The organism is Alteromonas sp. KUL106 (assembly GCF_009811415.1).
Lineage (GTDB): Bacteria > Pseudomonadota > Gammaproteobacteria > Enterobacterales > Alteromonadaceae > Alteromonas.
In genome coordinates, this window is record NZ_BLIG01000033.1 from 1 (window position 1) to 14,063 (window position 14,063).

A 14,063-nucleotide genomic window follows, 5' to 3' on the forward strand; every position below is an offset into this window, starting at 1 on the left:
TTTTTCTCGTTTCCTAAGTTAAAAGTCCGACCCACCAATAGACCGGACCGAACCTTCATTTAGATTAAATTCTAGATTCAATAATAGCCTGCGCCACATTGTTCGGCGCCTCAGAATAATTGAAGAACTCCATTGAGTATGAAGCACGACCTTGTGTTTGTGAACGCAAGTCTGTTGCGTAGCCAAACATTTCTGAAAGCGGCACTTTTGCACGTATTATTTTAACACCTGCTACACCATCTTCCATACCTTCGATCATGCCGCGACGACGATTAATGTCGCCAACTACATCACCCATCCAGTCTTCTGGAGTAGTCACTTCAACTTTCATTGTGGGTTCAAGTAACACCGGATTTGCTTCTGCGGCGCCTTTTTTGAAACCCATAGAGCCGGCGATCTTAAACGCCATTTCAGAAGAGTCAACATCGTGGTATGAACCGTCAAACAAAGTTACCTTTACATCAAGTACCGGATACCCTGCAAGAACACCACTTCGCATCTGCTCCTGAATTCCTTTATCGACCGCTGGGATGAACTCTTTTGGTACAACACCACCGACGATTTCGTTCACAAATTCGTAGCCTGAACCTTCTTCTTGAGGTTCAATACGTAACCAAACATGACCAAATTGGCCACGGCCGCCTGACTGACGAACGAACTTCCCTTCAACTTCAACAGACTTACGAAGGGTTTCACGATAAGCAACCTGTGGGTTACCTACGTTACATTCAACTTTAAATTCACGCTTCATGCGGTCAACAATGATATCAAGGTGAAGTTCACCCATACCAGAAATGATTGTTTGACCTGTCTCGTCGTCAGTTTTTACTTTAAACGACGGATCTTCTGCCGCAAGCTTACTAAGGGCTATGCCCATTTTTTCCTGATCAGCTTGAGACTTAGGCTCAACCGCAATTGAAATTACCGGCTCTGGAAACTCCATACGCTCCAGCGTGATAACGTGATTCGGATCACACAGCGTATCACCGGTTGTTACATCTTTAAGGCCGATGGCCGCGGCGATGTCACCTGCGCGTACTTCTTTAATTTCTTCGCGATCTTTCGCGTGCATTTGCACGATTCGACCAAAGCGCTCGCGCTTACCCTTAACAGGGTTATAAACCGTGTCACCTGTGTTTACTACACCAGAATAACAACGGAAGAATGTTAGCGTGCCCACAAATGGGTCCGTCGCTATTTTAAATGCTAACGCTGAGAACGGCTCATCGTCGCTTGCATGACGCTCTGCTTCTGTTTCGTCTTTATCGTCAAGTACACCCGTGATGGCCTTAACTTCTGTTGGAGACGGAAGATAATGAATAACAGAGTCTAGTACAGCCTGAACACCTTTGTTTTTGAAAGCACTGCCACATGTGGCAAGAACAATTTCGTTGTTCAGCGTACGCTTACGAAGCCCTAAACGAATTTCTTCCTCAGAGAGCTCTTCACCCTCTAAGTATTTATTCATTAGTTCATCAGATGCCTCTGCAGCCGCTTCGATCATCTCTGTGCGGTACTGCTCAGCCGTGTCTAAATATTCAGCCGGAATGTCTTCATAGGTAAATGTCATACCCATGTCTTCTTCATTCCAGTTGATGGCTTTCATTTTCACAAGGTCAATGACGCCATGGAAATTCTCTTCAGCGCCCATGTTGATTTGAATCGGAACACAGTTTGCGCCTAAACGTTTGCGGATTTGACCCACAACCCGTTCAAAATCAGCGCCAGCCCGGTCCATCTTATTGACGAACACAAGGCGTGGCACTTGATATTTGTCAGCCTGTCGCCAGACTGTCTCTGATTGAGGTTCAACCCCAGAAGACCCACAGAATACCACTACCGCACCGTCTAATACACGTAGTGAACGCTCTACTTCGATAGTAAAGTCAACGTGTCCAGGGGTGTCGATGATGTTGATCCTATGTTGATCGAACTGTTGCTCCATACCAGACCAAAAACAAGTTGTTGCAGCAGACGTGATAGTAATACCACGCTCCTGCTCTTGCTCCATCCAGTCCATGGTAGCAGCACCATCGTGCACTTCACCGATTTTGTGAGACAGTCCTGTATAAAACAGAACACGCTCTGTGGTCGTGGTTTTACCCGCGTCCACGTGAGCCACAATACCAATATTGCGATAACGCTCAATCGAGGTCTTACGAGGCATAAATCTCTCTCAGTTATATAACGTTGATTACCAACGGTAATGAGCAAACGCTTTGTTTGCTTCGGCCATACGGTGAACGTCTTCACGTTTCTTAACCGCAGAACCTTTATTTTCTGATGCGTCTAACATCTCAGCCGCTAGGCGTTGTGCCATAGACTTTTCGCCACGTTTACGTGCAGCTTCAACCATCCAACGCATACCTAGCGCGTTACGACGAACTGGACGTACTTCAACTGGAACCTGATACGTTGAACCACCAACACGACGAGATTTAACCTCTACTGTTGGACGGATGTTATCAAGCGCTTCCTCGAAGATATCTAGGTGTGCTTTGCCGGTTTTTTCAGCAACAATATCAAGCGCACCGTAAACGATTTTTTCAGCGACTGACTTTTTGCCGTCGAGCATTACGACATTCATGAATTTCGCAAGCAGTTGTGAACCAAATTTTGGCTCTGGTAGGATTTTACGTTGACCTACGACTCTTCTTCTTGGCATTTTCTATTCTCCGTATGAATTCAGGGAAAACCCAAAACTCTTAAACTTCAGTTTGGCCTTACTAACGGAGAACCGTTAAGACTTAGGCCTTTTCGCGCCGTACTTAGAACGGGCTTGTTTACGATCGTTTACACCTGCGCAGTCAAGAGTACCGCGAACTGTGTGATAACGAACACCTGGTAGATCTTTAACACGACCACCACGGATAAGTACTACACTGTGCTCTTGTAAGTTGTGACCTTCACCACCGATGTATGAAGAAACTTCAAAACCGTTAGTAAGACGCACACGACATACTTTACGTAGTGCAGAGTTTGGTTTCTTAGGCGTAGTAGTATATACACGAGTACATACACCACGTCTTTGTGGACAAGCTTGTAGAGCAGCTACGTTGCTTTTTTCAACGGGCTTTCTACGCGGCTTGCGCACTAACTGGTTAACTGTTGCCATTAACTAGCTCCTGATTAAAAACTACGAAAACCCAATCACTGTGATTGGGTCCATATAAACGCGACTTTTTTTAAAATCGCCCTGATTTGTGAATATTGTGCTCGTCAATATTCACTGAGCGTTGAAACAAAAACCGCGACCGTTCATCGAGCCCTTCAAGGCTATCCAAAATCGGGTCGCGGAATATTAAAGATCATCGCCCTGACTGTCAAGGTGTACAAAGGTTAAGCAGTTAATTTATCTGCAATCTGTACAACTGAACTGCCAATTTGTTAGGAGTACGTTAACGTACTCCTATGATCATGCCTTATTCGGCAGTATCTTCGTCTGCACCAGCATTAAGCGCTTCGGTTAGTGCCTGTTCTGCTTCAGCAGCAGAAACTGACATTTCTTCGATTTGCTCTTTGCGACGTTGTGCACGGCGTTCGTGGTAAGCGAAACCCGTTCCCGCTGGAATTAGACGACCAACGATAACGTTTTCTTTCAGACCGCGTAGGTCATCTTCTTTACCTTGAACCGCAGCTTCAGTTAGAACACGTGTTGTTTCTTGGAACGATGCTGCTGAGATAAACGACTCAGTAGACAGTGACGCTTTAGTGATACCAAGCAGTTGCGTTTCGTACTGCGCTGGGATCTTACCGTGTTTTTCAATTTCACGGTTCGCCACTTTAACGTTCGATACTTCAACCTGTTCACCTTCAAGGAACTGCGTATCGCCTGGGTGAGTGATAACACACTTACGTAGCATCTGACGGATAACTACTTCGATGTGCTTATCGTTAATCTTAACACCCTGTAGACGGTATACTTCCTGAACTTCGTTCACGATGTAGTTTGCTACTGCTGAGATACCACGTAGACGTAGGATATCGTGCGGAGACTCTGGACCATCAGCGATAACTTCGCCTTTTTCCACTTTCTCACCTTCGAACACGTTAAGCTGACGCCACTTAGGAATCATCTCTTCGTATGCATCACCCTCAGCAGGTGTAATTACAAGACGCTTCTTACCTTTGGTCTCTTTACCGAAGCCGATAGTACCTGAGATTTCTGCAAGGATTGCAGGCTCTTTAGGCTTACGTGCTTCAAATAGGTCCGCAACGCGCGGTAGACCACCCGTGATATCACGAGTCTTCGAGCTTTCCTGAGGAATACGTGCTAGCACGTCACCTTCATTCGCCACTTTGCCTTCTTTCGCTTCGATAGTCGTGAAGCTTGGAAGACGAATTTCTTGAAGACCGAAATCGTCACTTTCAAGAATTAGCTTAGGCTCTTTAGAGTTAACTTTCGCAAGGTCTTTAACAACGATACGGGTTAGACCAGTAAGCTCGTCTTGCTGCATTTCGGTGTTAGAGTCATCAATGTCTGCGAAGCTAATCTTAGCTGCGCGCTCAGTGATGATTGGGTGACTATGCGGATCCCAGTTAGCAACCACGTCGCCAGCTGCAATCGTTGCACCGTCATCCACGCTAAGTACAGCACCGTAAGGCACTTTATAACGCTCTTTCTCACGGCCTTGCTCGTCGATAACAGTAAGTTCTGTTGAACGAGAAACGATAACCACTTTACCGTCAGAGTTACGTACGAATTTTGCATTGTGTAGCTTAAGGCTACCCGCAGTCTTAACTTGTACGCTGTTCTCAGCAGATGCTCTAGATGCCGCACCACCGATGTGGAACGTACGCATGGTAAGCTGTGTACCTGGCTCACCGATTGACTGTGCTGCAATAACACCAACCGATTCACCGCTACCCACCATGTGACCACGTGCAAGGTCACGACCGTAACACTTAGCACAAACACCGAAGTCGTTGTCACAAGTGATTACCGAGCGAACCATGATTTGGTCAACTGAGTTAGCTTCAAGCATGTCTACTAACGCTTCGTCTAGAAGAACGTTACGCTCTACGAGTACTTCGTTAGTACCAGGCTTAAGTACATCTTCTGCTACTACACGACCTAGTACACGCTCGCGTAGTGGCTCAACAACGTCACCGCCTTCGATTAGTGGTGTCATTTGAACACCTTCGAATGTGCCACAGTCGTCGTTAGTGATTACCAAGTCTTGTGCAACGTCTACTAGACGACGCGTTAGGTAACCCGAGTTCGCTGTCTTAAGTGCGGTATCCGCAAGACCTTTACGCGCACCGTGCGTTGAGATGAAGTACTGTAGTACGTTCAGACCTTCACGGAAGTTCGCCGTAATTGGTGTCTCGATGATTGAGCCATCTGGCTTAGCCATCAGACCACGCATACCAGCAAGCTGACGAATCTGAGCGGCACTACCACGAGCACCCGAGTCGGCCATCATGTAAACAGAGTTAAATGATGTTTGCTCTTCTTCTTCGCCATCGCGGTTAATTACGATGTCAGTCTTAAGGTTATCCATCATGGCCTTAGCAACTTTTTCGTTGGCATTTGACCAAATATCGATAACTTTGTTGTAACGCTCACCCGCGGTAACAAGACCGTTTTGGAACTGTTCCTGAATTTCGATAACTTCTGCTTCAGCGGCGTCGATGATTTCTTTCTTCGCTTCTGGGATAACCATATCGTCGATACCAACAGATGCACCCGCGATCATCGCGTAGTGGAAACCGGTATACATGATTTGGTCAGCAGCAATTACTGTGTCTTTCAGACCTAGCGTACGGTAACAAGCATTCAATAGTCTTGAAATTTGCTTCTTGCCCATGGCTTGGTTGATGATTTCAAACGGCAGACCCTTTGGAAGGATCAATGAGAAAATTGCACGACCAACAGTAGTATCTGTTAGCGTCACTTTCTCAGTTTTGTTGCCATCTTCATCGATGTCATATTCAGTAATACGTACTTTAACGCGAGAGTGAAGCTCAGCATTACCTGTACGGTATGCTTTTTCTGCTTCATTCGGGCTGGTAAATACCATGCCTTCGCCTAAGCCGTTTACTTTGTCACGCGTTAGGTAGTAAAGACCTAATACAACGTCCTGTGAAGGAACGATGATTGGTTCACCGTTCGCGGGTGACAGAATGTTGTTCGTCGACATCATAAGCGCACGTGCTTCTAGCTGTGCTTCGATAGTCAACGGAACGTGTACCGCCATTTGGTCACCGTCGAAGTCGGCGTTGTACGCCGCACACACTAGCGGGTGAAGCTGAATCGCTTTACCTTCGATAAGTGTTGGTTCGAACGCTTGGATACCCAAACGGTGAAGTGTAGGTGCACGGTTAAGCAGTACCGGGTGTTCGCGGATAACGTCATCTAGTACGTCCCAAACCTCTGGTGCTTCGCGCTCTACAAGCTTCTTAGCTGCTTTAATTGTCGTCGCAAGACCACGTGCTTCAAGCTTACCGTAGATAAACGGCTTAAATAGCTCAAGTGCCATCTTCTTAGGAAGACCACACTGGTGAAGACGTAGCGTTGGACCTACGGTAATTACAGAACGGCCTGAGTAGTCAACACGCTTACCAAGAAGGTTTTGACGGAAACGACCTTGCTTACCTTTGATCATGTCTGCAAGCGACTTAAGTGGACGCTTGTTAGAACCTGTAATCGCACGACCGCGACGTCCGTTATCTAGAAGCGCATCAACAGACTCTTGAAGCATACGCTTTTCGTTGCGTACGATAATGTCTGGAGCAGCAAGGTCTAGAAGACGCTTAAGACGGTTGTTACGGTTAATTACACGACGGTATAGGTCGTTTAGGTCAGACGTTGCAAAACGGCCTCCATCTAGTGGTACTAGAGGACGTAAGTCTGGTGGAAGTACCGGAAGTACCGTCATGATCATCCACTCTGGCTTGTTACCAGATTGTTGGAATGACTCAAGCAACTTAAGACGCTTAGTAATTTTCTTACGCTTGGTCTCAGAGTTGATTGAAGGCAGCTCTTCACGCATAGCCGCAACGTCTGCGTCTACGTCTAGTGCTTTTAGAAGGTCAAATATCGCTTCAGCACCCATCTTCGCATCGAACTCATCACCGTGCTCTTCAAGTGCATCCAAATACTCTTCTTCGTTAAGAAGTTGGCTGCGCTCAAGCGTCGTCATACCTGGCTCTGTAACCACATATGATTCGAAGTAAAGTACACGTTCAATATCACGAAGGGTCATATCAAGCATTAAGCCGATACGAGACGGAAGTGATTTAAGGAACCAGATGTGTGCAACCGGGCTAGCTAGCTCGATGTGACCCATACGCTCACGACGTACTTTAGTCAGTGTTACTTCAACGCCACACTTCTCACAGATTACACCGCGGTGCTTAAGGCGCTTGTACTTACCGCAAAGACACTCATAGTCTTTAACCGGACCAAAGATACGTGCACAGAACAGACCGTCACGCTCAGGTTTGAACGTACGGTAGTTAATTGTTTCAGGCTTTTTAACTTCACCGAATGACCATGAACGGATCATGTCAGGCGAAGACAGACCGATTCGGATATTATCGAATTCTTCGGTCTTGTTTTGTTGCTTTAGAAACTTTAATAAGTCTTTCACATTACTCTCCCAGCGGAGTCAGTCTCTAGAACCCGGCGCAAGCGCCGGGCCATCTCATAACATTACGTGGCTAACGCCGTATTACTTTTCTTCAAGCTCGATGTTGATACCCAACGAGCGAATTTCTTTAAGTAGTACGTTGAATGACTCTGGCATGCCAGGTTCCATTCTGTGGTCGCCATCGACGATGTTCTTGTACATCTTGGTACGGCCGTTAACGTCATCCGACTTAACGGTAAGCATTTCTTGAAGGGTATATGCTGCACCGTATGCTTCAAGTGCCCACACTTCCATCTCACCGAAGCGCTGACCACCGAACTGTGCTTTACCACCAAGAGGCTGCTGTGTAACAAGGCTGTAAGAACCCGTAGAACGCGCGTGCATTTTGTCGTCTACTAAGTGGTTCAGTTTCAGCATGTACATATAACCAACCGTAACTGGACGCTCAAATTCGCGACCGGTACGACCGTCAAACAAAGTAATCTGACCGCTTTCTGGAATATCAGCAAGCTTCAGCATTTCCTTGATTTCAGATTCACGAGCACCGTCGAATACCGGTGTTGCTACCGGAACACCTTTGCGAAGGTTTTCCGCTAGACGGCGAACTTCATGGTCTGTGAAGCTGTCGATGTCGACTTCTTGATGGTTCTCACCAAGCTCGTACACCTTCTTCAAGAAGTCACGTAGTTCAGCCAGCTCACGCTGCTCTTTGATCATGCGATCAATCTTCACACCAAGACCGTGTGCTGCCATACCCAAGTGCGTTTCTAGGATCTGACCGATGTTCATACGAGACGGTACACCTAGCGGGTTAAGTACGATATCTACCGGCGTGCCGTCAGCATCGTATGGCATATCTTCTACAGGCTGAATAGTCGAGATAACACCTTTGTTACCGTGACGACCGGCCATCTTATCACCCGGTTGGATGTGACGTTTAACTGCAAGGTAAACCTTAACAATCTTAAGTACGCCTGGTGCTAGGTCATCGCCCTGCGTGATCTTACGACGCTTCGTTTCGAACTTCTTATCGAAGTCGGCTTTTATCTCAGCGTGTTGATCAGCAATTTGGTCAAGCTCTAGCTGTGCATCTTCACTGTTAAGCGCAATTTCAAACCACTTTTCACGCGGTAGGCTATCAAGCTTAGCTTGATCAACACCAGCACGTAGCAATGCAGTTTGTGCACGACTGAAGATACCGTCTGCAAGAATTTCGAACTCGTCAGTAAGGTCTTTCTTAACCTGACGTAGCTGCATATCTTCGATTTCAAGCGCACGTTTGTCTTTCTCTACGCCATCACGGGTAAATACTTGAACGTCGATAACGGTACCGTGAACAGAGTTAGGTACACGTAAAGACGTATCTTTTACGTCAGACGCTTTCTCACCGAAGATTGCACGTAGTAGTTTCTCTTCTGGCGTAAGCTGAGTTTCACCTTTAGGCGTTACTTTACCTACTAGGATGTCACCGCCTTTCACTTCCGCACCAATGTATACAACACCTGATTCATCAAGCTTGCTTAGTGCAGATTCACCCACGTTCGGGATATCAGAAGAAATTTCTTCTGGCCCAAGCTTAGTATCACGAGCGATACAGCTAAGCTCTTGAATGTGGATAGTAGTAAAACGGTCTTCCTGCGCTACACGCTCAGAAATAAGGATTGAATCCTCAAAGTTGTAACCATTCCACGGCATGAACGCGATACGCATGTTCTGACCAAGTGCAAGATCACCAAGGTCTGTTGAAGGACCATCGGCGAGCACGTCACCTGCAACAATCGGGTCGCCAACGTTACACGTAGGCTTCTGATTGATACATGTGTTTTGGTTAGAACGTGTGTACTTAGTCAGGTTGTAGATATCGATACCCGCTTCACCTGGAAGCATTTCATCTTCATCTACCTTAATAACGATACGGCTGGCATCAACGTAATCAACCACACCACCGCGCTTAGCAACTACAGTTACACCTGAGTCAACCGCGATTGTTCTTTCCATACCGGTACCAACTAGCGGCTTATCAGCGCGTAGTGTAGGTACTGCCTGACGTTGCATGTTCGCACCCATTAGTGCACGGTTCGCATCATCGTGCTCTAGGAATGGGATAATGCTTGCAGCAATTGAAACGATTTGCTGAGGTGAAACGTCCATGTATTTGATGTCTTCTTTAGGCATCAAGGTTGTTTCACCACGGTGACGACAAGGAATTAGGTCGTCAACCAACTCGCCTGCTTCAGTTAACGCGATGTTAGCCTGAGCGATTGCGAATTGACCTTCTTCAATTGCAGATAAATAATCGATTTCGTCTGTAACCACACCGTCAACAATGCGACGGAACGGTGTTTCTAGGAAACCGAAGTCATTGGTGCGCGCAAAGCTTGCCAATGAGTTAATAAGACCGATGTTCGGGCCTTCCGGCGTTTCGATTGGACATAGACGACCGTAGTGAGTCGGGTGTACGTCTCGAACTTCGAAGCCTGCACGTTCACGTGTAAGACCACCCGGGCCTAATGCAGAAATACGACGCTTATGCGTTACTTCTGATAGCGGGTTGTTTTGGTCCATGAACTGAGAAAGCTGAGATGAACCGAAGAACTCTTTAACCGCTGCCGAAATAGGTTTAGCGTTTATAAGGTCTTGTGGCATTACGTTGTCTAGGTCGCCTAAGCTTAGACGCTCTTTAACTGCACGTTCAACACGTACAAGGCCAACGCGGAACTGGTTCTCTGCCATTTCACCAACAGAACGGATACGACGGTTACCTAGGTGATCGATGTCATCTACTTCGTCTTTACCGTCACGAATCATTATTAACTGCTTCATTACAGCGATAATGTCTTCTTTATCTAGCGTTCCAGAACCAATAAGTTCTTCGCGACCTAGACGACGATTGAACTTCATACGACCAACAGAAGACAGGTCATAACGTTCTTCAGAGAAGAACAAGTTATCAAACAAGGTTTCTGCTGCGTCTTTTGTCGGTGGTTCACCAGGACGCATCATACGATAAATTTCAACTAGCGCTTCTAGGCGGTTGGTTGAAGAATCGATACGAAGCGTATCTGAAATGTATGAACCGTGATCGAGTTCATTGATGTAAAGCGTTTCGAACTCTTTTATACCTGCTTGGCTCAGCGCCGCTAGGTTTTCCAGAGTAAGTTCATCGTTAGCACTAACAATGACTTCGCCGGTGTCTTCGTTTACGTAAGTGGCAGCATATACGCGACCAATTAAGTAATCCGCAGGAACTTCAAGTTCCGATAGACCCGCTTTCTCAAGTGCACGAGTATGACGCGCAGAGATACGACGGCCTGACTCAACAACAACGTTACCTTCGCCATCAATGATATCAAACTGGGCAGTTTCACCGCGTAGGCGATCTGGCACCACTTCCATCATCAACTTGTCTTTATTGATACGTACGTTAACTTTCTCAAAGAAAGTGTCTAAGGCGATCTGGCACCACTTCCATCATCAACTTGTCTTTATTGATACGTACGTTAACTTTCTCAAAGAAAGTGTCTAAAATTTCTTCAGACGACATTTCCAACGCACGTAAAATAATCGTTGCAGGCAACTTACGACGGCGGTCAATACGTACAAACAAGTTATCTTTCGGGTCAAACTCGAAGTCTAACCACGAACCACGGTAAGGAATTACACGTGCGTTATATAGCACTTTACCTGACGAGTGGGTTTTGCCTTTGTCGTGATCGAAGAATACACCAGGTGAACGGTGCAGCTGTGACACGATAACACGCTCTGTACCATTGATTACGAACGTACCGTTCTCAGTCATCAATGGGATCTCGCCCATGTACACTTCTTGTTCTTTAATATCTTTTACGGTACCTGGCGCAGCGTCTTTATCGAACAACACTAACCGTAGTTTTACTCTTAACGGAGCAGAGAAAGTTACGCCACGAATTTGACATTCTTTAACGTCGAAAACGGGCTCTCCCAGGCGGTAGCTTACATACTGAAGCTCTGAACTACCTGAGTAGCTTTTAATTGGAAAAACGGAACGAAATGCTGCTTCCAAACCGTATTGAGCATCTGCGTCGATCTCAATAAACTTTTTGAAAGAATCAAGCTGAATTGAAAGAAGGTATGGAATTTCCAATACCTGTGGGCGTTTGCCAAAATCCTTACGGATACGTTTCTTTTCGCTATAAGAGTAAACCATGGGTTCCTCAGCCTGCTGATTTATGACCCAACCTGCTGCAAAATGCTTTAAAACGCGTGCTATGGGCTAAAAGCTGCGTTTCAAATGGCGCACTAAGCAACAAACTTCCACAACCCTTTTTCGGGCAGATACACCAGCATACAACAAAATTTAACCAATTATTAGTTAACTTGTTGGATTTTTATGCTTTTTATGGGTATGTCCGATTGGCGCTTTTACGTGATGTAGTCAAGGGTTAGAATCTACACACTATACAGCGCAAAAAGGCTGGTGGTTCAAAAAACCACCAGCCTTGCCGTCTCAGGCAATAATCTGACTGTGTCAGATTACTTGATTTCTACTTCTGCACCAGCTTCTTCAAGCTCTTTCTTAAGTGCTTCAGCTTCATCTTTGCTTACGCCTTCTTTGATAGCTTTAGGAGCAGACTCAACTACTTCTTTAGCTTCTTTAAGACCTAGGCCAGTCGCGCCGCGAACTGCTTTGATAACTGCAACTTTGTTAGCGCCGAATGAAGTCATTACAACGTCGAACTCAGTCTTTTCTTCTGCAGCAGCAGCTTCACCAGCTACAGCAGGACCAGCAACAGCAACAGCTGCAGCAGATACGTTGAATTTTTCTTCAGCCGCTTCGATAAGTTCAACCAGTTCCATTACCGGCATTTCAGCGATTGCGTTTAAGATATCTTCTTTAGTTAGAGCCATGTTCTCTAAACTCCTGGGTATAAAATGTTAAAAAAATCAATATGCCAAAAACGCCAATTACTTGGTGTCTTTGACCGCCGCCAATACACGCACAAACTTGCCAGGAACTTCGTTGATTGTTTGAACGAATTTCCCAACTGGTGCTTTGAAGGTCGCAAGTAGTCTTGCAAGCGCTTCGTCGCGGGTAGGTAGTGCTGCAACTGCGTCCAATTTCTCTGGACCAAGAAGACCGCTACCAATTGAAAGTGCAGTAACTTTTAGCTTATCGTTAGTCTTACCGAAGTCTTTGAAAAGACGTGCCGCACCGCCTGGTGCGTCGATAGAGAAACCATAGATAAGCGGACCAGTTAAGGCGCTGTCTAAGTCTGCAAATTGACTGTCTGCTAGAGCACGTTTTGCAAGAGTGTTACGTACAACCTTTAGGTATACGCCTTGCTCACGAGCTTTAACACGTAGGTCAGTCAGTTCACTAACTTCCATCCCACGGTATTCAGCAACGGCTACGGATAGAGCGCGAGACGCAACTTCAGAAACTTCTGCTACGATCTCTTTTTTTGCTGCTAAACCTAGTGCCACTGAGTTCACCTCTTTGTATCTGATGTTGTTTGTAGTTACCTACTTACGTCATCAGGGTTCACAGATTGATACCAACCCTCATGGTTGATACCGCTCTACGGTGTTTGTTACCCCAGAGAGTCTGAGTCAAACCACCGTCTGCGCAGGTTGTTGTATTAAGCAGTGTGTTGACTGTGAAAGTTCTCTTACCTCTTCCACCACACCGCACCTGCGGTCTTGGACGGGAGCTGCTTATTAGCACTGCTAATTATCACAGCTCCAACCCATAACCTTTAAGAGATTTCGATGAGCCTGAGCTCAGCGAAATTAAAGACCTACAGAAGCCTTATCTAGAGCAACACCAGCACCCATTGTAGTGCTTAGGCTGATCTTCTTGATGTATGTACCTTTAGCAGAAGAAGGCTTCGCTTTCTTCAGTGCTTCAAGTAGCGCTTCAAGGTTTTCTTGAATTTGGTTCGCTTCGAACGCAATCTTACCAATGCTTGCATGGATGATACCGTTCTTATCGTTACGGTAGCGTACCTGACCAGCTTTAGCGTTCTTAACTGCCGTTGCAACGTCAGGCGTTACAGTGCCAGTTTTAGGGTTAGGCATAAGGCCACGTGGACCTAAGATTTGACCTAGTTGACCAACAACGCGCATCGCGTCTGGGCTAGCAACTACTACGTCAAAATTCATTTCGCCTTTCTTAACTAGCTCAGCAAGGTCGTCCATACCAACGATGTCCGCACCCGCTTCTTTAGCCGCTTCAGCATTAGCACCTTGAGTGAATACTGCAACGCGAACGTCTTTACCAGTACCGTTAGGTAGTACAGTTGCACCACGTACGTTTTGGTCAGATTTCTTCGCATCGATACCAAGGTTAACTGCTACGTCAACGCTTTCTGCAAACTTAGCTGTTGCTAGTTCTTTAAGAAGCGCTACTGCTTCGTTGATTTCGTACTCTTTGCTTGCGTCCACTTTTTCGCGGATAAGGCGAGCGCGTTTAGTTAATTTAGCCATTCG

At 46.2% G+C, this 14,063-nt stretch carries 7 protein-coding genes and 1 pseudogene; all 8 read right to left on the minus strand.

Annotated elements, in window-relative coordinates; translation table 11 throughout:
- Positions 1 to 64: 64 nt before the first annotated feature.
- The 8 genes and pseudogenes from fusA to rplA all read right to left on the minus strand — a co-directional run bounded on the left by fusA (position 65) and on the right by rplA (position 14,060).
- The gene (gene fusA, locus GVO63_RS12360) at positions 65 to 2,167 is read right to left on the minus strand and encodes an elongation factor G (protein WP_159580257.1); all 2,103 of its coding nucleotides are present in this window, start codon (positions 2,165 to 2,167) and stop codon (positions 65 to 67) included.
- A gap of 27 nt (positions 2,168 to 2,194) precedes the next feature.
- Positions 2,195 to 2,665 (minus strand): 30S ribosomal protein S7, encoded by a 471-nt coding sequence (gene rpsG, locus GVO63_RS12365; protein WP_131094756.1) that lies wholly within the window; start codon positions 2,663 to 2,665, stop codon positions 2,195 to 2,197.
- A 75-nt stretch (positions 2,666 to 2,740) separates the two neighbouring features.
- Positions 2,741 to 3,115: a 30S ribosomal protein S12 gene (rpsL, locus tag GVO63_RS12370; RefSeq protein ID WP_071980814.1), complete on the minus strand. Its 375-nt coding sequence runs from the start codon at positions 3,113 to 3,115 to the stop codon at positions 2,741 to 2,743.
- A gap of 307 nt (positions 3,116 to 3,422) precedes the next feature.
- On the minus strand, positions 3,423 to 7,595 hold the full coding sequence (gene rpoC / locus GVO63_RS12375; protein WP_159495019.1) for a DNA-directed RNA polymerase subunit beta': 4,173 nt from the start codon (positions 7,593 to 7,595) through the stop codon (positions 3,423 to 3,425).
- Between the two features lie 81 nt (positions 7,596 to 7,676).
- Positions 7,677 to 11,781, minus strand: a pseudogene (gene rpoB / locus GVO63_RS12380) (DNA-directed RNA polymerase subunit beta).
- 326 nt (positions 11,782 to 12,107) lie between these two features.
- On the minus strand, positions 12,108 to 12,482 hold the full coding sequence (gene rplL, locus GVO63_RS12385; protein WP_131094759.1) for a 50S ribosomal protein L7/L12: 375 nt from the start codon (positions 12,480 to 12,482) through the stop codon (positions 12,108 to 12,110).
- A gap of 57 nt (positions 12,483 to 12,539) precedes the next feature.
- Positions 12,540 to 13,058: a 50S ribosomal protein L10 gene (rplJ, locus tag GVO63_RS12390; RefSeq protein ID WP_159495017.1), complete on the minus strand. Its 519-nt coding sequence runs from the start codon at positions 13,056 to 13,058 to the stop codon at positions 12,540 to 12,542.
- A gap of 306 nt (positions 13,059 to 13,364) precedes the next feature.
- A complete protein-coding gene (rplA, locus tag GVO63_RS12395; protein ID WP_159495016.1) occupies positions 13,365 to 14,060 on the minus strand; it encodes a 50S ribosomal protein L1 in 696 nt (231 codons plus the stop codon).
- Positions 14,061 to 14,063 lie beyond the last annotated feature (3 nt).